Annotated in this window: 15 protein-coding genes, 1 tRNA gene and 3 pseudogenes; 2 read left to right on the top strand and 17 right to left on the bottom strand. The window is 61.0% G+C overall.

What is annotated here, in order from left to right:
• Window positions 1-182: 182 nt before the first annotated feature.
• From serS to GGQ85_RS11025, 5 genes are all read right to left on the bottom strand, one after another.
• Window positions 183-1,640: a serine--tRNA ligase gene (gene serS, locus GGQ85_RS11045; RefSeq protein ID WP_309774561.1), complete on the bottom strand. Its 1,458-nt coding sequence runs from the start codon at window positions 1,638-1,640 to the stop codon at window positions 183-185.
• Between the two features lie 105 nt (window positions 1,641-1,745).
• On the bottom strand, window positions 1,746-2,555 hold the full coding sequence (gene tatC, locus GGQ85_RS11040; RefSeq protein ID WP_309774560.1) for a twin-arginine translocase subunit TatC: 810 nt from the start codon (window positions 2,553-2,555) through the stop codon (window positions 1,746-1,748).
• Window positions 2,552-3,076, bottom strand: a complete 525-nt coding sequence (tatB, locus tag GGQ85_RS11035) for a Sec-independent protein translocase protein TatB (protein ID WP_309774559.1) — start codon at window positions 3,074-3,076, stop codon at window positions 2,552-2,554. The genes tatC and tatB overlap by 4 nt, the downstream gene beginning before the upstream one ends.
• Before the next feature lie 178 nt (window positions 3,077-3,254).
• The gene (locus GGQ85_RS11030; protein ID WP_309774558.1) at window positions 3,255-3,491 is read right to left on the bottom strand and encodes a twin-arginine translocase TatA/TatE family subunit; all 237 of its coding nucleotides are present in this window, start codon (window positions 3,489-3,491) and stop codon (window positions 3,255-3,257) included.
• A 161-nt stretch (window positions 3,492-3,652) separates the two neighbouring features.
• Window positions 3,653-4,318 carry a protein-L-isoaspartate O-methyltransferase family protein gene (locus GGQ85_RS11025; RefSeq protein WP_309774557.1) on the bottom strand — a complete coding sequence of 222 codons (666 nt, stop codon included), beginning with the start codon at window positions 4,316-4,318 and terminating at the stop codon, window positions 3,653-3,655.
• Between the two features lie 250 nt (window positions 4,319-4,568).
• Here GGQ85_RS11025 and GGQ85_RS11020 point away from each other — a divergent pair.
• Window positions 4,569-4,643 (top strand) — tRNA-Asn (locus tag GGQ85_RS11020).
• A 189-nt stretch (window positions 4,644-4,832) separates the two neighbouring features.
• A complete protein-coding gene (locus GGQ85_RS11015; protein WP_309774556.1) occupies window positions 4,833-5,144 on the top strand; it encodes a hypothetical protein in 312 nt (103 codons plus the stop codon).
• A 21-nt stretch (window positions 5,145-5,165) separates the two neighbouring features.
• Here the strand turns inward: GGQ85_RS11015 and GGQ85_RS11010 are convergent.
• The 12 genes and pseudogenes from GGQ85_RS11010 to GGQ85_RS10950 all read right to left on the bottom strand — a co-directional run.
• Window positions 5,166-6,203: pseudogene (locus GGQ85_RS11010) on the bottom strand (recombinase family protein); the annotation flags it as partial.
• A gap of 93 nt (window positions 6,204-6,296) precedes the next feature.
• On the bottom strand, window positions 6,297-6,596 hold the full coding sequence (locus tag GGQ85_RS11005; RefSeq protein WP_309774598.1) for a TspO/MBR family protein: 300 nt from the start codon (window positions 6,594-6,596) through the stop codon (window positions 6,297-6,299).
• Window positions 6,553-8,163, bottom strand: coding sequence for a restriction endonuclease subunit S (locus GGQ85_RS11000; RefSeq protein WP_309774555.1), 1,611 nt, complete (start codon window positions 8,161-8,163; stop codon window positions 6,553-6,555). The genes GGQ85_RS11005 and GGQ85_RS11000 overlap by 44 nt, the downstream gene beginning before the upstream one ends.
• The gene (locus tag GGQ85_RS10995; RefSeq protein WP_309774554.1) at window positions 8,160-9,617 is read right to left on the bottom strand and encodes a type I restriction-modification system subunit M; all 1,458 of its coding nucleotides are present in this window, start codon (window positions 9,615-9,617) and stop codon (window positions 8,160-8,162) included. The genes GGQ85_RS11000 and GGQ85_RS10995 overlap by 4 nt, the downstream gene beginning before the upstream one ends.
• 3 nt (window positions 9,618-9,620) lie before the next feature.
• Window positions 9,621-10,382, bottom strand: coding sequence for a hypothetical protein (locus GGQ85_RS10990; protein ID WP_309774553.1), 762 nt, complete (start codon window positions 10,380-10,382; stop codon window positions 9,621-9,623).
• Window positions 10,357-12,784 (bottom strand): annotated as a pseudogene (gene hsdR / locus GGQ85_RS10980) (EcoAI/FtnUII family type I restriction enzme subunit R). Before hsdR ends, GGQ85_RS10990 begins: the two are co-directional and overlap by 26 nt.
• Before the next feature lie 209 nt (window positions 12,785-12,993).
• Window positions 12,994-13,173 (bottom strand): annotated as a pseudogene (locus tag GGQ85_RS10975) (HGGxSTG domain-containing protein); the annotation flags it as partial.
• A complete protein-coding gene (locus GGQ85_RS10970; RefSeq protein ID WP_309774549.1) occupies window positions 13,109-13,747 on the bottom strand; it encodes a hypothetical protein in 639 nt (212 codons plus the stop codon). The gene GGQ85_RS10970 and the pseudogene GGQ85_RS10975, both read right to left, overlap by 65 nt.
• On the bottom strand, window positions 13,744-14,250 hold the full coding sequence (locus tag GGQ85_RS10965) for a hypothetical protein (protein ID WP_309774548.1): 507 nt from the start codon (window positions 14,248-14,250) through the stop codon (window positions 13,744-13,746). Before GGQ85_RS10965 ends, GGQ85_RS10970 begins: the two co-directional genes overlap by 4 nt.
• Window positions 14,247-16,208 carry an AICE element replication initiation protein gene (locus GGQ85_RS10960; RefSeq protein ID WP_309774547.1) on the bottom strand — a complete coding sequence of 654 codons (1,962 nt, stop codon included), beginning with the start codon at window positions 16,206-16,208 and terminating at the stop codon, window positions 14,247-14,249. The genes GGQ85_RS10965 and GGQ85_RS10960 overlap by 4 nt, the downstream gene beginning before the upstream one ends.
• On the bottom strand, window positions 16,205-17,095 hold the full coding sequence (locus GGQ85_RS10955; RefSeq protein WP_309774546.1) for a DUF7146 domain-containing protein: 891 nt from the start codon (window positions 17,093-17,095) through the stop codon (window positions 16,205-16,207). Before GGQ85_RS10955 ends, GGQ85_RS10960 begins: the two co-directional genes overlap by 4 nt.
• Window positions 17,085-17,327: a hypothetical protein gene (locus tag GGQ85_RS10950; protein WP_309774545.1), complete on the bottom strand. Its 243-nt coding sequence runs from the start codon at window positions 17,325-17,327 to the stop codon at window positions 17,085-17,087. Before GGQ85_RS10950 ends, GGQ85_RS10955 begins: the two co-directional genes overlap by 11 nt.
• Window positions 17,328-17,454 lie beyond the last annotated feature (127 nt).

Raw genomic sequence — 17,454 nt, 5'->3', positions numbered from 1 at the left:
TTTCGAGCGAAGTGGATAGCGGTTCGCGTGAAGAGAACGCGTCAAATCAAAACCATAGAGCCCCGCTTCTGTTCTATCAGAAGCGGAAAGGCTCTAGCCGTTCGGGGACATCTCATATCCGGCCCGGCCGAGGCTGGCAAACTCGCCGTCCCGGCAAATCCGAGAGCCAAAGGTCCCGCGCACTACATGCCTTTAGCAATCACCTTCAGGCCGCCCATGTAAGGCTGCAAGACATCGGGCACGGCGATGGAGCCATCGGCCTGCTGATAGGTTTCCATTACCGCGATCAGCGCGCGGCCGACGGCGGTGCCTGAGCCGTTGAGCGTATGCACGAAGCGCGGCTTGCCGTCGCTTGCGCGATAACGCGCGTCCATGCGCCGCGCCTGGAAATCGCCGCACACCGAACAGGACGAAATCTCGCGATAGGCGCCGCCCTCACCTTGCCCCGGCATCCACACCTCGATGTCGTAGGTTTTTTGCGAAGCGAATCCCATGTCGCCCGTGCACAGCGTCATCACGCGGTAGTGCAGGTCGAGCCGGCGCAGCACTTCTTCCGCGCATGACAACATGCGCTCGTGCTCGTCTTTTGATGTTTCCGGCGTCGTGATCGAGACCAGCTCCACCTTGGTGAACTGGTGCTGTCGGATCATGCCGCGCGTATCACGTCCCGCCGCGCCCGCTTCGGCGCGGAAACACGGCGTCAGCGCAGTGAGGCGCAGCGGCAGTTCTTTTTCGTCGAGGATGGAATCGCGAACGAGATTTGTGAGCGAGACTTCGGCCGTGGGGATGAGCCATAGATGATCATCCAGAGGTAGCCCAACATCCAGATTGGCCTTGAAGGCCGCGATCAGCTTCGGATATCGGTCATCAATATTCACACCGGAAGTATCAACGCCTGCTCCGACCAAAGCTTTCTCCGCAGCAATAGACGCCAGAAGTGCGATAGTCTTCTCTCGATTTTGATATCTGCGTACCGCGGGAAACTGATCTTCCTCAAACTTCGGCAACTGCGCCGTGCCGAACATCGCATCGTCGCGCACCAGCAGCGGCGGATTGACCTCGGTATAACCGTGCTCGCCCGTATGCACGTCGAGGAAAAATTGACCGATCGCGCGTTCGAGCCGCGCCAGTCCCCGCTTCAGCACGACGAAGCGCGCGCCTGACAATTTCGCCGCCGCCTCGAAATCCATGTCGCCGAGCGCGCCGCCGAGATCGTCATGTGCTTTCGGCGTGAACGCATAGTCGCACTTCTTGCCGAACACATGACGCCGCATGTTGCCATGCTCGTCCGTGCCGTCGGGCACCTCGTCGAGCGGAAGGTTCGGAATTTGCGCAAGCTCCTTGCGCAATTCTTCGTCTACCGCTTTCACCGCCGCTTCCATCTGCGGCATGGTGGTCTTGAGTTCGGCGACCTCCGCCATCAGAATCGCGGCACGCGCATCGTCCTTGGCCTTCTTGGCCTCGCCGATTTCCTTCGAGGCCGCGTTGCGGCGCGCCTGCGCCTGCTCCGACTCCAAAATTGCCGCGCGGCGTTTCTCATCGATCGCGAGCAGCGACGACGACAGCGGCTCAAGTCCCCGCCGCCTCAGCGCGGCGTCGAACGCTTGCGGGTTGTCGCGGATCGCTTTGATGTCGTGCATGGAAGATCGGCCCCGGAAAGAAAGCGGTTGAAGTCCACGAAGGTCTTTGCCCGCGAAAACGGGCATTCAGTAGCCTGAACGGCTGCGATTGGAAACAGTGGCGCTCTACTCCGCCGGGTTTTCCGCTGGCGGCGAGGTGGCGGCGGAGGCAGACGGCTTGGCCGCTTTCTTCTCCACGACAGCCACGGCGAGAATCGAGCCTTCGTAAAGCAGGAGCAGCGGTAGCGCCAAGGACATCTGGCTCAGAACATCTGGCGGCGTCAGCACCGCCGCGATGACAAACGCGCCGACGATGAAATAGCGACGCTTGGCGCGCAGCATTTTTGCTGTGACGACGCCGATCCGCCCCAGGAGCGTCAGGATCACCGGCAACTGGAAGGCGATGCCGAAGGCAAAGATCAACGACATCGTCAGCGACAGGAACTCGCCGACCTTGGGCAGCAACTGGATTTCCGCGGTTTGGGGACCAGCCATCTGCTGCATTCCGAGCGAGAACCGCACCAGCATCGGCAGCACCGCGAAATACACCACCGTTGCGCCCAACACGAAGAAGGCCGGGGTCGCAATCAGGTAAGGCAGGAAAGCGTTGCGCTCATGTTTGTAGAGTCCGGGCGCCACGAATTTGTAGATCTGCGTCGCCACGACCGGAAACGAAATGAAGGCGGCGCCGAACAGCGCGAGCTTGAGTTGGGTGATGAAATATTCGAGCAGCGCGGTGTAGATGAATTTCGAGTTCTCCGGCCCCGCGACCCAGACGAACGGCCATATCAGGACGTTATAAATCTGCCTGGCGAAGAAGAAGCAGACGATAAATGCCACACCGAAGCCGACCAGCGCCTTGATCAACCGCGAGCGCAGTTCGATCAGATGATCCATCAGGGGGGCCTTGCTGGCCTCGATGTCTTCGTCGCTCATGACGCTTTGGCGTCCCTGATCGTCTCGTCCCTGCCCGCCTCATGCGGCGTTTCTGGCGCAGCCGCAGGCGGTTCAACAGGAGTCGCATCCTGAACCTTCGGCGTAATCACCAGCGGCCCGGATGCGCTCTCCCCAGTGTCCGCCTGCGTGAAAGTCTCAGGGTTTCCGGCTTCCGGCGCGGCCGATCCGCTCACGGAAGCGGAGTTGGCGGTTGTGGATGGCTTGTCGAGGTCCTCGAGCTTAGGCGGCTCGCCGAGCGAGTCGGTTAGACGGGTCATCAGGTTGCCACGGGTCAGACCGCTGGTCGCGTCGCGCACCTCGTCGAAGGATTTTTTCAGGTCGGCCATTTCGGCCTCACGCATGGCCTCGTTGAAATGACCCTGAAATTCAGCCGCCATCCTGCGCGCCTTGCCCATCCACTGGCCGATCGTGCGCAGCACGCCAGGCAGCTCCTTGGGGCCGATGGCAATCAGCGCGACGACCGCAATGACGAGCAGTTCACTCCAACCGATGTCGAACATGAAACTTTCCGCTCACGCGAGGCTTGCGTCGGTTTCCGCACCGCAGCCGACGTCCCGTCTTGTCAGATCTTGCTTTAAGCCGGCACAGGGATCGACGTGTTTCGATAGTACCGCATCCCTGGTTGTCGCGCCTCGATTATGTATCACTGCGGATAAACGGCCTCGCGCGGAGCCTGCGTTAGATGACCTTGCTGCCGGTGTTAGACCGTGCCGCACCGGACCCATCCGCATTATGATCGATCGTCTTCACGGGTTCGGGCTTTTCCGCAGTATTCTCATCATCCTTCATGCCCTTTTTGAAGGCCTTGATGCCCTGCGCGACGTCACCCATCAGGTCGGAAATCTTGCCGCGGCCGAACAGCAGCAGGATCACCGCGACCACCACGATCCAGTGCCAGATGCTCAGTGAACCCATCTGCAACCCTCCAAGTCGGCGGCCGGCGTTTGGCCGAAGCTATGCGGAACGTATGCCCGAGGGTTGGCAAAAACAAGGATTCCAGGTCCGGCGGGCATCAATAAGAACCCGATAACCCTATGACTTTTGACCGGACCGCGCGCGACGTCGGAACTGCTTCGTTAAAATACGAAGGCTGGTGGTTGTTCGAGGCCCGGCAGGACCGGAACCGACGCATCGAAGAGAGCCCTGCGTCCGAAATCGGAATGCGAGTGGGTAACGATGACCGCCCGAGGTGCGCCACTCATGGCAAACACGCCAACCAGGCGACCCTCGCCAGCGAGCTGTCCGTAAAGCGTATCTGGGGCAATCTCGGTCGCACCCTCCAAAATGATGACGTCGTAAGGTGCGTGGGCGGGCGCTCCTTTGCACGCCGCCGCCGTAACGATGGTCACGTGACCGAGTCCGAGGCTTGCGAGAATGTCCGAGGCCTTCGCCGCCAGCGCCGGGTCGCTCTCGGTCGCCGTCACTCGATCCGCGAGCTTCGCCGCCAACGCGGCGGTATAGCCGGTAGCACAGCCCACCACGAGGACGTTGTCGGTGCTTTTGATCTCAGCTGCCTGGATCATTTTGGCGACGACCATGGGCTTGATCAGATACCGCTTCGGCGCCCCTCTTTCGCTGACGTCCAGATCGAGATCCAGGTAAGCCAGCGCGCGGCGATCCTCGGGAACGAAAATCTCCCGCGGAAGCGCCATCATCGCGTCGATAATCCGCGGATCGGTGACGTCGCTGGTCCGCACCTGACCGTCAACCATTTTCCCGCGAGCGGTCGAGAAATCAGACATCAGCGATCCTTAACCCGTGCCAAAGTTCTCGGAGGACTAAGACACCCCCATGGTCGATGCAAGCCCTTGCTAAGCATGCCTGATTTGCCGTCGCATTTTGTCGCAGCGTTTTCCATCGGTCGCAGGAAATGCACGATCCTCGCCGGATTCACCTTACCTTTGTCCAGAGGCGCCGGGTCGCCCTTTTCTGCTTTGCAAGCGTTGGGGGCTTTGTTATAGGCTGCCTTCTTGCGAAGGATGCTTCGCGTGTTCCCTGGTAGCTCAGTGGTAGAGCATTCGACTGTTAATCGAATGGTCGCTGGTTCGAATCCAGCCCGGGGAGCCATTTCTCCAAAACGGGCGTAGAAGCGGCTCCAGCGGCGTGTTCGCCTTTGGTTTCGATGACCGTTTCCGCAAGCATGTCAAAGGGTTGGCGAAAGTTCGCGACCACCTTCCCGTGATCCCAAGTGCAGTTCGATAGTAAAAAATTGAGCAAGCGGCGTTTTTCGCGCGGCTCCTGCTTCGCGAACAGCCTTTGGACGTCCCGCGCCAGTTCCAGCAGAGCGACTCCTTCGGAAAGATAAGATTTGTCTGCGCTCCGGTGCCGTTCGATCTCGCGCTGGCAGCGTTCCTGCTCTTCGCGCCATTGGTTCGACATTTTTTCGAAGAAGGCCGCATCCACCAGTCCGTCGAGCTTATCGACATACATGGCGTGAATGCGATCGTTCAGCCGCTTCGCTTCCGCTTCAAGCCGCCTGATCGCTTCCTCGTGCTCGCGGCGTTCGTCGGCGTGGCTGGCGTGGAGCGCATCGCGCACCCATTCCAGAACCTCGTCATCGAACCGTAGCCGGCCGAGCAATTCGGTGAACTGTGATTCGATGGCTTCCTCGCGGACATATTTGCGGCGGCAGTCGGCGGGCTTGCCCTGGCACTTATCGGCGTAGCCGGTGCAATGGTAATAGACGTAGCGTTCCTTCTTGATCTCGCCGACCACCGCGCAGCCGCAGGCATGACAGGCGATTAGGCCCGAGAAGGCAAAATCCCGCCTGCCCTTCTTGGCGCCGCGGGCATTGCGGCCGTCCATCACATCCTGCACCCGTTCCCATAGTTCGGTCGGCACGATGGCCTCGTAACGGCCCTGATAGGTCTTGCCGTCCCAATCGAAGCGCCCGGTATAGATGCGGTTGCGCAGAATCGCGGCGACGGTACTTTTCGGGATGCGCCCGCCGCTTTTCTTGAACACGAGGCCCGCCGCCCTAGCCTTCTTCGTCACCTCCTGCGTGGACATATCGCCCCACGCATACCATTCGAACATCTTGCGGATGATCGGCGCGGCTTCCTCGTCGGGCACGATGATCTTGCGACCGTCTTCGCGCGTCACGTTGCGGTAGCCGAGCGGTGCGTTCGAGGGCCAGAAGCCTTGCGCCGCTTTCTCGGTCATGCCCTTGCGCGTTTCTTCCGAAAGGTTGTCGATGTAGTTCTTCGCCATCAGCACCTTGATGCCGTGCATGAATTTTTCCGAGGAACGCGACTCGCGCGACAGCACAACGCCTTCCTTAGCGAAGTGCATTTCGACGTCGAGTTCATCGACTGTCACCCAATCCTTCAGGTTGCGATAGAGCCGGTCGGTCTTCTCGACCAGCATCACACGAACGGATGGGTGCGCCTTGAGATATGCGACCATCTCGCCAAATTCGGCGCGGCCGGCCTGTTTGGCGGTTTCAACGTCAACGTATTCCTGCGCCACCGCAAAGCCGTTCGCGGAGGCGTATTCCTTCAGCAGCTTAAGCTGGGCCGGGATTGAGAAGCCTTCCTTCTCCTGCTCCTTCGAGGAGACGCGGGCATAGATCACCGCCTGCTTGCGGGCGGGATCAGCGGCGGGTGCGAGTCTGGCAGCTCTTTTCATTTCATTTAGTGTAACCTAAACAAACGCTATTGCAAGTCGATGGGGCATAACGCGCTCCATGTTGACGGCGAGGCCCTCGCCGTGACGCGCGCATCAGTTCAGCGTCCAGATCGAGCCGTTCAGCACCGAGGCAAACGCCACCCAGGCGGCGTAAGGCGCGAACAGCCACGCCGCCACGCGATCCCGCCGCCAAGCCGTCCCGATGAAAGCAACAATGGTGGCCAGCAGCAGCAGGATGACGACAAGCGCGGCGCCGACCTGGTGCGCCGAGAAAAAAGTTGGCGGCCAAAGGAAATTGAGCAAAAGCGATAGCCACCAAAGTTTCATCGGCAAGCCATCGCGATTCCGCTCAAAGACACGCCAGCCGGCGATGGCGATCAGGATGTAGAGCAGAGTCCAAACCGGCGCGAACAGCCAGTTCGGCGGGTTGAAGGCAGGCTTCGCGAGGCACGCCGGTGTTTTGGTTCATTTCATTGGTCAGCCAAGCCACTACCTCGTCTCGGCGGAGAAGCCAGAGCAAGTAGGCCGGATCGAGCCCTGTCATCGGCTTGATAGAAAATAGAGTGTGACTGAACGTGAACTTCTCGAAGGGCGGAAGGAAGCGGGGAAGCCCAAGTCGGCCCTTTCTTGCGAAGATGATGTCGTGTTCGGCGAAGTCACATATCTCTTTTTGAAACTCCCAAAAGGCTTGAGTAGTGAGCTTAGCGGTTTTCGGATTCCATCCGTCGTCGCCGAGAAATTCTCGTGTGGAGAGGATCGGAACTGTTCCGCCCGAATAGTCAGGGTAGCGATGGCTGGGGTTTGGATCGGTAATCAGCGTGATCTGACCGAGAGCGCAAAGCCGCCACGAGGCCGGGAGGTCAAATCCTTCTTTCTCGGCCGACGGTGGCTTTGGGGGCGTCGCTCCTCTGATCTTGCGCCTCGCAACCATTTCCTTCCGTTCCTTGACCATCCGTGCAAACAATTCCGACGCCAGTTCGTCGTTCGGGTCCTGCGGCACGAGCTTCCCGCGCACGGCGAGGTTGAGGATGGTCTGGCGCAGGGCCTTGATCTGGTCGGGGCGCCTGGTCAGCGCCGGCAAAGCATGGAGCGCGAAGCGGGCGTCGGCCTCGAATGTTTCGGGATCGGGTGCGTTGAGGCGGGCGAGGCTTGCCGCCGTGAGCCGGTCGCGTGACCTCTCGCGGCTTGCCCGCGCCCCCTCCAGCCGGTCGCACAGGCTCATCAACTTATCGACCTTGGCGACGATGCGGTGCTGCTCGGCGAGTGGTGGGAGGGGAAGCAGGATATTCGAAATCGAATCGCGGTTGAGCGTTGCACCCTTAATCGCGCCTTTGATCTCGCCCTGACGCGCAAATTGCGGGAGAACCTTAAACAGGTATCCGTCAAAGCCTGCCACATGCGGGTGGATCGAAATAATTGCCTCGTTGTGAAACGCTGGAACACCGAGGCGAGCAATCTTCCCGATTGTGAGCTTGAAGCTCATGATGATAGTGCCCGGCTCCTCGGGCTCTGAGCCAAAGACACGTTCTTTCGCTCGGTCGCTCACTGTCTCCTTCGTCGCAGATAGAAGGTGTCCGTCCTCCATGTCGGCGATGCTCACCCACGCATGGTCGCCTGTGTTCCAAAACGACGGATCATGCCGTGACGGTGTTCTGCCGGCAGAGAAATCAGCGATGCTTGAAAAACGAACCCACAGCCAAGTCGATGGAACACCGAATGGCGCTTGGTCATCGGCTACGACCAAAAGCTCCGGTCGATCCCGGAGCTTGCCCGCTTTCACTAGCCGCGCCTTCTCCTTCGCGATCCGCTTCAGTAGTTCCGGGGCCGGTTCGTCGGTGGCATCCTGCGGCACAAGCTTGCCGCGCACCGCCAGATCGATAATGAAACGGCGCAGCCGCGCAATGGCGTCGGGCGCCTCGGCGATCTTCTCGTACTGCGCCAGCAGGCGTTCGGCGTTCATCGGGCCAGCGCCTCGGCGAGAATCGCCTTCAACTGATCGCGATAGCTCGCTGTCTCGGCCTCGGCGCGGACAAGATCCGCCAGCAGCGTTTTCGGATCGCCATGATCGCCGGCCACCGCATGCGGGTTCTTGATATCGAGATTGTAGCCTCGCACCTTCACCTCGTCGGCGGTGACACGCCACGCCTGTGGCGTCTCCTTGCGGCCCTTTCGCTCCTTGCCGCCCCACCAGTCTATGCAGCCTCGGAAATGCTCAAGCCGGATGGGCTTGGTCATCGAATAGGCTTTTTGGCCCTCGGGCACGCGGTGCTCGTAGAACCAGATGTCTTTCGTCGGCGCGCCTTTCTCGAAGAACAGCAGATTGGTGCCTATCGAGGCGTAAGGCTTGAACACCGAATTGGGCAGGCGAACAATAGTGTGGAGGTTGCACTCCTCCATCAGATGTTCCTTGAGTCGCGTCTTGATGCCCTCGCCGAACAGCGTGCCATCGGGCTGCACCACGGCGGCACGGCCATCAGTCTTGAGCAGGCGCACAATCAGCGCGAGGAACAGGTCGGCCGTCTCCTTGGTGCGGAAGGTCGGGAAATTGTTCTCGATGCCATCTTCCTCCTTGCCACCGAAGGGCGGATTGGTGACAACGATATCGACGCGCTCGTCCTTGCTCCACGAAATCAGCGGCCGGGCCAGCGTGTTGTCGTGGCGCACGAAGCTGGGGTCCTCTATGCCGTGCAGCAGCATGTTGGTGACGCAGAGCATGTGCGGAAGTTGCTTCTTCTCCACCGCGCGCAAGCTTGCCTGCATCTTCTCGCGCTGTTTCGGCGTGCGGACGTAGCCCTTGTTCTCCATGTAACGAATCGCGCAGGTCAAGAACCCGCCCGTGCCGCAGGCGGGATCGAACAGGATTTCGCCTGGATGCGGGTCCATGCGATCGACCATGAAGGCTGTGACGGCGCGCGGCGTGTAATACTCGCCAGCATTGCCGGCGGATTGAAGATCGTTGAGCAATTGCTCATAGAACTCGCCAAAGTCGCGGCGCTCCTTGAGGTCGTTGAAATCCACCTCGTTGATGCGGTTGATCACCTGCCGCATCAATTGCCCGGATTTCATGTAGTTATAAGCGTCCTCGAACACGTCGCGCACGACCCGGCGGCGGTCGCCAGGCTTGGCCGAAACCTGCAATCCCTTCAATGCTGGGAACAGCTCGCCGTTGACGAAGTCGAGTAGCGCCTGCCCGGTAATGCCCTCCGGGTCGGCCGCCCATTTGCGCCACTGGAATTTTTTAGGGATAGGCGAGCGATAGCCGTCCTTGGTCAGTTCGAGCTCCTGATCTTGATCGTCGATGATTTTTAGAAAGAATAGCCAGGTGAGCTGGCTGATACGCTGTGCATCTCCATCAACGCCCACGTCCTGGCGCATGATGTCCTGAATGGATTTGACGGTGGTGCGGACGATCATTGGTTATTCCTCCCTGGCCTTGGTCTGGGCCGAGAGTCGCTCCATGAAATCCTGCCAGAGTTGGTATGCAATCTCCTGTTCCTTCTTGGCTAAAGCCGTATTTCGCAGAAGCTCGAGCGGATACCATCTCCCATCCTTCTCTTCGTACAAAAAGCGCTGGTATACGTTTCCAGTATGGGAGATGCGCCAAGGCTCATACATTTCAGAAAGTTTTGTGAAGGCATGGTTTAGGCTGTTTACCGGGTTCTTGAATACGGGCGCGGGAAGGCAAATCGTCGTCGATTGAAGTCCCACGGCTTTCGGTCCTTCAGTCAGCAGCCAAAGCCCGCCTTTGCTGGTTTGAAATTTTTTTGCTTGTTGGTCTGTCGGCTTTCCGATCGTAATCTTAACGAGGCTCAATCCTCCGGTGCTCCAGTTTTCGATACGCTCTATCGCAATCTTCGGGCTCATTGTCTCCCATGCAATCAAATGGTTTTTCGATTGCTCGCTGAGATCTCTTTGGTCCTTCGTCGCAAGATAGGCATACAGCGCCGCGTCTTGATCGAGCACCGGGATGGTGTCCTTCGCCTTCATTCGCCCGAGAAACGATTGTTCGCTGATCGCCCGACCGTTGATGACGAGTTCAGCCTCGCTACCGTTAACAACAGGAACAACGCCGCCGTACGCACATTCCCAACGATCATCGACAAAGCGGACTGGGATTCTCAGGTCTCGATCGGAGGATGACTTCTTCATTTCTTCATGCCGTTTGCTGATAAAGCGCATCCTGCATTTCGTGAACGGCCGCCTCGAAGCCCTCCTTGCCGCCGAACGCATTGATAAGTTGGATAACGCTGCCCATCGCGGCGAAGGGCGTCACCTTCAGGACGTTGGCGTCGTTCAGATTAAGCACTCCCTCGTCGCGGTATTTTTCGAGTAGCGCGTCGAGCACGGCGCAAGCTTGCGGCCCATATTTGGTGAAAACATCGCGCTTCTTGACGTTCTCGGCCCGCTCGCGACGGGTGAGCGGCTTCTTGTCGAAGGCGACGTGACAGATCAGATCGAAGGGATCGAGGTTCTTGCCGAGTGCGTCCGCCAGGGCATCGAGCGCCAGACCCTCGGCCTCCAATTCCTCGATAATCGCCTGCTTGCGCTCGGCCGATTTCCAGCGCTTGAGAAAATCGTCGAGGCTGGCGAAACGCTTCTTCAGCGCCGTCTTGGTGAAGTCTCGCAGGGATTCGGTGACGAGCTTGCCGTTCTCGTCGAGATATTCGACGCGCTCGGCCAAGATGCGGGCGCCAACGCCATCGACATAAATCTTGCGGATCTGTCCACCGGCCGACAATGGCAAGCTCGGCTGATCGACCACCGTTTCGTCGTCGCCGGGCTTTGGCGGGATGGTGTCGTCACCCTGTGGTGCAACGTCTGGCGGCGTGATCGGATCGCCGTCGCCCGGCTCGTAAATCTGCACCGGGTCGCCGTCGAAATCGGGAATGCGCCGTCGCGCCGCGAAAGTCGATCAGCGTGAAGAAGAGCTTCTTGGAGTCCTCGTGAACGCGGGTGCCCCGTCCGACGATCTGCTTGAACTCGGTCATCGAGCCCACCGCCCGGTCGAGCACGATCAGCCGGCAGGTCTGTGCATCGACGCCGGTTGACAAGAGCCGCGACGTGGTGACCAGCACGGGCCATTTCGACTCCGGGTCAATGAAATTGCCGAGCTGGTCCTGCCCTTCCTTATCATCGCCGGTGATGCGCATGACATAGCGCTGGTTTTCGGCGACCAGATCGGCGTTCTCGTTGATTAGCGCCTGCCGCATCCGCACCGCGTGCTCCCTATCGACGCAGAAGACAATGGTCTTCTGGAAGCGATCGCCGCTTTCCTTCAGGAACTCAGTGATCTTCTTTGCGGTCAGCACCGTTCGATCGTCGAGCACGATGTGCCGGTCGAAATCCTTGGCGTTATAGATGCGGTCCTCGACCTCGTTGCCATCGCGGTCGAGCTGGCCGAGTTCGGGACGATAACCTTCCACATCGCGGTCGATATGAACCTTGATGACCTTGTAGGGCGCAAGGAAGCCGTCGCTGACCCCCTGCCTGAGCGAATAGGTGAAAACTGGCTCACCGAAATAGCAGGTATTAGAGACGTACTCGGTTTCTTTCGGCGTGGCGGTGAGACCGATCTGCGTTGCGCCGGAAAAATGGGTGAGGATTTCACGCCAGGCCGAATCCTCGGCCGCGCTGCCGCGATGGCATTCGTCGATCACGATCAGGTCGAAGAAACCGGGCGAGAACTCGCGATAGAGCTTCTGCCGTTCCTCCCGCCCGGTGATCGCCTGATAGAGCCCGAGATAGACCTCGAAGGCGGTGTCGATGCGCCGTTTTCTATCAAGGGCCAGCGTCAGATCAACGGTGGTGCCGTCCTGCCGCTCGATGGTCTTGGCATCGGTTGAAAGCTTCGCCATTGCCGCACCAAACGGTCGGAAGTCGTTGACCATCGTTTGGTCGATCAGGACGTTGCGGTCGGCAAGGAACAAGATGCGCTTCCTGTAGCCGGCCTTCCACAGGCGCCAAATGATCTGAAACGCCGTGTATGTCTTGCCGGTGCCAGTCGCCATGACCAACAGCACGCGGTCGCGGCCCTTGGCAATGGCCTCGATCGCCGCGTTGACGGCGTTCACCTGATAATAGCGCGGGGCTTTGCCGCTGCCATCGTCGAAATAGTCCTGAAGCACGATCTGTTCGGCCTCGGCGTCGAGGCCCTTCCAGTCGCGATATCGTGCCCACAGGTCGGCCGGCGGCGGGAAGGCGTTGAGCCCAAGATTCGTTTCGATCGGAACGCTTCGGCCCGTGCGGTCGTGAAACACGAAGCCGTCGCCGTTTGAGGAAAACACGAATGGGATATCGAGCGTTGTGGCGTAGTCGAGAGCCTGCTGAATGCCGTGGCCAACGCTGTGCGCATTGTCCTTGGCCTCGATCAGCGCTATTGGGATGTTCGGCTTATAGTACAGAACGAAGTCGGCCTTCTTCGCCTTGCCGCGTGTCACCAGCTTGCCGCGCACGATGATCCGACCCTTGGTGAAATAGACCTCCTCCCGAACCTGCACCATCGCGTCCCAGCCAGCGCGCTTGATGGCCGGCAGGATGAACTTCGTGCAGATGTCGCGTTCGGTGAGGCTTCGTTTATCCATTGCCGCAGGCGAGTCCTTCAATCGTGCAAGTCAAAATTGAGTATTGGCACGGATGCGCGCCGATTGCATCAAGTGCGAGTTCGCGAACCACAAGTGTGCGTCTGGTTCGCAGCCCTCCGCCGGCGGCAGATCGAGCCGCAGCCGCCCCGCAATCGGGATGTGCGGGGAAGAACCTAACCGGCCCGCCCTCGAAAGGATGGCCCAACGGCCTATTCGTGGTCATCCACCTGTTCGACAAGACCCTTCATGCCCCGCAAAAGGGCCATCAGTTGGCGTCGCTCGGCGATGGCCTCGGCGGTATAGCGGCCGTGCTTGAGCGCGTGCTTATTGCCCTTCGGCGCGCCCGGCGACAGGCCGCCGTGCAGCCGGCAGCGGCCGTTCGGCATCGCCGGCGACCGGCAGGGGCTCCCGGCCCTCGTCCGAGCACCGCATCGTTGGCTGTGGTGCATAGGCAATCTGCTTTGCATAGGGTTGATCCTCCGATTTCGCGCGATCCCCGCCCCCCGCCTGCTCCATCACCCCCACCACTGCCTGTCCGCCGGCATGGACGTGGACGTGTTCGACCGTGACCTTCTGCTGGCCTTTGCCGCGATGACGGTTGAGGGCTTCGAGGAGCGTGGCATAGGTGCGGGATAGCTTGTTTGCTTGGGCGAGGTTCTCACGCCGACCCTCGAAGGTCTGCTCACCGATCATGGCGCGGCGGTAGCATTCCATCATCCCTTCGAGTTCGTCCTTTGGCTCAATTCCGGTGAGCGCAGCGACGGTGGCGGCATATTGCCTGTCCTTCTCCTCCGGACCTAAGTGCTTTAGCCAAAGAGCCCGCACGGTCTGGTTGGCGAGGATGTTATTCCAGTGGTCTGAACGCGAGCCGCCGATGTTCTTAAGCGTTCCCTTCAAGTCATCGGGATCGTTGACGACTAAGGTCGGAGCTTTGGTTTCCTTCGCAATCTTTTTGCCGGTCATGGATGTGTCCTCTGCTGGCCGATTCCCATATTCGTCAGTGCGGCGATCGCCGTGGCTTTGCGCGCGGCGTGCCATGCCGGCCAACAGCGCGAATGCAGCCAGGCATGTCCTGCCGGTTCGGTGCCGAACGGCAGAAGCACGTCGCGAGCGTTTCCGCTTCCGCCGCAGTTCAGGCAGTGGCCGGACGGCGAGAGCGCGGGATTGCGGTTGAGCCATTCGACGACGCAGCAATCGAAGGCACGCACCTCAGCTTCTTGTCTCGGCAAGCCGCCATCGAACTCGGCGATGGCCGCGCGTTCATCGAACAAGGCCAGCCAGTCCTCGTCCGACCATCCATCGTTGCCCGTGCGCAGCAGCGCGATCACCTCGGCCTTGTGACACGAAAGCAGATCCAGCACGTCCGCAGGCGGCGCGGCCTCGGCGGTGAGCGTGAGGGCATCACCATCGATGCCGATCCGAACGCCTGCCGCTCGTGCGAGTTTTAGGGCTTGGACGGCCCTCATAGCCGCGCCCTCCAGGCCAATGTACCCGTTTTTTCCGGCTCGGAACGTAGCCGGCAATTTGCGTCCGCACCGTCCGCATCGGTCTCAGCGTTGATTTTCAATGAGTTGTCGCGGACGATTGAACCGCTGTCAGTCCTCGATCCGTCCGCATCGCCGCCGACCGTCCGCAAGCCGTGGGACCCAAAGCCTTTGGCCGGAATGAGTTTTGGCCGATCGGCAAACGGGGCGGACCATGCGGACGGTCGCGCCCGGCCGGTTTCTGTCGTGAACGATTGCCGGGTGGTGATGCGGATGATCCGCGTCCGCGCCCGGCCCTCGCGATCGAAGTCGATGTCGATGCCGATCTTGCGCAGGAAGGTCGCCGCCCGGCGTAGCCGGCCCGCCAGCGCCCGAGGGCTATCGGGCCAGGTCTTCGCCTTGGCGATGCGCTCGCCGGCCATATCGGCAAGGGCGCCCAGAAGCTCCGAGGCGGTTCCCGTCCACTCCGTCCGCGTAGTCATCAAAGCGCGCACGCCGGCGGCGATCGGATCGGCGTCGATCACGCCGTCCACGGCCTCGTCACGATTGCCGCAATAGGCCGACCAGAATGTGCCCGAGGGCCAGAGCGCAGTTTCGCAGGCCGTCGCCCACAAGGCGAAATCTGCCATGCGCGGCAGTTTGTCGAGCTTTGTGCGCGGCAATTCGGCGAGGCCCTTCGCCACGGCGTCGAGCAGCACGCCGAGAATGCGCGGGCGCTCAAGCTCGAACGTTGCCCACAATTCCTGCTCTGGCCGGCGGCGCTCCTCGGGGATCGGTTCAAGCGTGAGGAAGATGGCGCGATCGGCGAGGTCAGGCCGGGTCACGATATCTTCGATGCCATTCAGGATCACCGGCCGAGCGGCGTCAAACAGCACCTCGTCCTGGTCCGAATAGAGCTGGCGAACCGCGAAGCCGCCCCCCGTGGCAAGGCGGCAAAGCGTGTCCGAAATCCATGCAGGCAAGCCCGACACATTGTCGAAGGCGAGCACATGGCCGTTGGTGGCAGCAATGAACAGGTCTCGATCCTCGCGCGCCAAGGCCCGCAGCGGCGCGGTGTTCGGATCAAGCAGCGTCCGAAGGATTGCCGAAAAGGTGGACTTCGCCGAACCCTGCTCGCCAGAGAGGACGATCACCGGGTAGGGACCGCGATCGCGGAGACAAGCCAACATCCACGAGACCACCAGAACGAAATCGGCGTCGGTCTGGACGTTGAGGAACGATCGCAAGGTCTCGATTGAGCCGCCGCGCAACGGGACCGGCAGGGGCTTCATGCCGGATGCGCGACGGAAGCGAACGGGCGGATTGTCGATGACACGCCAGCCGGTGGCGTCGATCTCCACCGCACGCCAAGTTTCGTCGCCGAGGTCTAAATAGAGCCGCCCGTCGAGCCCGCCGACGCGGACATGGACCTGCCGTTCAGGCGCATCGAAATGCGCCTTGGCCTCGATCACGTTCAGCGCCGATTGCAGAGCTTCCGAACTCGGCGCGCCGCCCGTCTCCTCGAAGAAACGGCGCGCAAGCCAGCGCCGGAAACCCTTGGCGCGGATCGGCCGGGTTTCACGGTGGCCATTGATGTCGAGGTCGGCGAAACCGGTGCCGTCCGGCGTGCGAAACAGCTCGGCGGTTTGGGCGAGGCCGATCAAAATATCGGCCTGCTTCGGGCTGCGCCCGCCCGCTTCGGCGCTTTCCTCGGAAACTGCATCGTCAAGTGCTGTCACTCGACATCCGGCATTTTTCAATTGCGCGCGCACCGCCTCGAACGCAGCGCGATCATGGCGCTTGAGCGCCGCGAGGCGTTCGAGCACTTCGGGCGCGAAAGCGGCGCCGGGATTGGTGCCCGTCCGTCCGACGATGCCCTCCAGCGGATCGCGAACCTCCTCGGCAGCATGGATAGCCGCGCAAACCGGATCGTCATTGTAGTCTGTGTCCAAAGTGCTCATCGCGTGCCCTCCTGGATGCGAGGCGCGCGGCGCATCAGCAGATCGTTGAAGTCCGTGCCTTGCGGCGGGCGGGCGATCAGGACGAGCCTCCCTTCGCGCTTCCAGCGTCGCGCACAATCCTGCGCTGCCGCTTCGCCGGGGTCGTCGCCATCGGCGAGCACGGTCACATCGCGAACCGCGTCCGGCAGGTCGAGGGCGCGAAGGCCCGATGTCGAGAGCGCCGCCCAAGCCGGACGGCTGCTCGCCTGCATCGCGGCAAGGCAGGTCTCGATGCCTTCGCCGACCATCAGCACGCCGCCGAGCTCGCCGAGACGCACTACGCCACCGCGGCAAGGCCCGAGCATCATCTTCGCCGGTTCAGCTGGCGCCTTGCCGCCACCATTTCGGGCGAGGAATGTGCGGTGAATAGCGATCGACGACCCGGTGAGGCCGTGCGTCACCAGCGCCACCATTGCGGGCCAGACGCCGCCCGACGGATGTTTTAGGCCGGCATGAAAGCGCAGAGCGGGCGAAGCCGGAATGTCGAGCCCGCGCGAACGCAGATAGCTGGCGACAGGCGTTCCCTCGACCGGGTGCGATGCCTGCCAAATCGCCAGCGCTGCCGCGCCGCGCTTCAGGGTATCGGCGTCGGGTTCTTCGGCAATCTGCCGCCGATGATTGAAGGCAAAGCCGGACCGCTCGTTCGTTTGCCAAAGGCCGCGCCTTTGAAGCGCGGCGATCAGATCACGCTGGTCGCATCCGGCATGGCAGCGTACGAGCACCTTTCCATCCTTGCCGGCGCTGATCGCAAGGCTTGGGCTACGGTCTTCATGCACCGGGCAGCGAGCCATCCATGTTGCGCCCGCGCGATGCCCGCCCAGCGCCTTGGCGATGGTTTCAGCGGTCATGGCGCGCCTCGCCGTCGTTCGGCTTGGCGGGCGCCGCCTCGTCATTGGCGGCAGCGAGTGTTTCAGCGCGCGACCACTCGCGTAGCACGCCGAAGAAGCCAGTCACATTGTGCATGATTTGGCGGGCGTCCTCGTCAATGAGGTCGCGCCCCATGCGCGTTTGCCAGACTTGCCGGGCCCGGGCAATCTGCTTGCCCACGCCATTGTCGTTTGCAGCGTCGAGACGGTTCATCGAAGACTCACGGGCGTTTCTGCCGCTCCGTGCTCCTGGCCTCCGGTCTCGGAATCCCACCGATGACGCTGGACCCAACAGGGATTTGCATCTTGAGGCGTCCCCGTCTCAGGGATCGCCGGCTTGT

Origin of the sequence: Nitrobacter vulgaris, assembly GCF_031453995.1 — a bacterium.
GTDB lineage: Bacteria > Pseudomonadota > Alphaproteobacteria > Rhizobiales > Xanthobacteraceae > Nitrobacter > Nitrobacter vulgaris.
The sequence above is the reverse complement of the archived record's forward strand: the minus strand, read 5'-3'. Positions and strand labels throughout refer to the sequence as shown.

What these genes read in the sequence shown, in the direction of transcription:
- serS (WP_309774561.1), bottom strand. Translation starts at nt 1,640, where the DNA reads ATGCACGACATCAAAGCGATCCGCGACAACCCGCAAGCGTTCGACGCC.
- tatC (WP_309774560.1), bottom strand. Translation starts at nt 2,555, where the DNA reads ATGAGCGACGAAGACATCGAGGCCAGCAAGGCCCCCCTGATGGATCAT.
- tatB (WP_309774559.1), bottom strand. Translation starts at nt 3,076, where the DNA reads ATGTTCGACATCGGTTGGAGTGAACTGCTCGTCATTGCGGTCGTCGCG.
- GGQ85_RS11030 (WP_309774558.1), bottom strand. Translation starts at nt 3,491, where the DNA reads ATGGGTTCACTGAGCATCTGGCACTGGATCGTGGTGGTCGCGGTGATC.
- GGQ85_RS11025 (WP_309774557.1), bottom strand. Translation starts at nt 4,318, where the DNA reads ATGTCTGATTTCTCGACCGCTCGCGGGAAAATGGTTGACGGTCAGGTG.
- GGQ85_RS11000 (WP_309774555.1), bottom strand. Translation starts at nt 8,163, where the DNA reads ATGAACGCCGAACGCCTGCTGGCGCAGTACGAGAAGATCGCCGAGGCG.
- GGQ85_RS10995 (WP_309774554.1), bottom strand. Translation starts at nt 9,617, where the DNA reads ATGATCGTCCGCACCACCGTCAAATCCATTCAGGACATCATGCGCCAG.
- GGQ85_RS10990 (WP_309774553.1), bottom strand. Translation starts at nt 10,382, where the DNA reads ATGCGCTTTATCAGCAAACGGCATGAAGAAATGAAGAAGTCATCCTCC.
- GGQ85_RS10970 (WP_309774549.1), bottom strand. Translation starts at nt 13,747, where the DNA reads ATGACCGGCAAAAAGATTGCGAAGGAAACCAAAGCTCCGACCTTAGTC.
- GGQ85_RS10965 (WP_309774548.1), bottom strand. Translation starts at nt 14,250, where the DNA reads ATGAGGGCCGTCCAAGCCCTAAAACTCGCACGAGCGGCAGGCGTTCGG.
- GGQ85_RS10960 (WP_309774547.1), bottom strand. Translation starts at nt 16,208, where the DNA reads ATGAGCACTTTGGACACAGACTACAATGACGATCCGGTTTGCGCGGCT.
- GGQ85_RS10955 (WP_309774546.1), bottom strand. Translation starts at nt 17,095, where the DNA reads ATGACCGCTGAAACCATCGCCAAGGCGCTGGGCGGGCATCGCGCGGGC.
- GGQ85_RS10950 (WP_309774545.1), bottom strand. Translation starts at nt 17,327, where the DNA reads ATGAACCGTCTCGACGCTGCAAACGACAATGGCGTGGGCAAGCAGATT.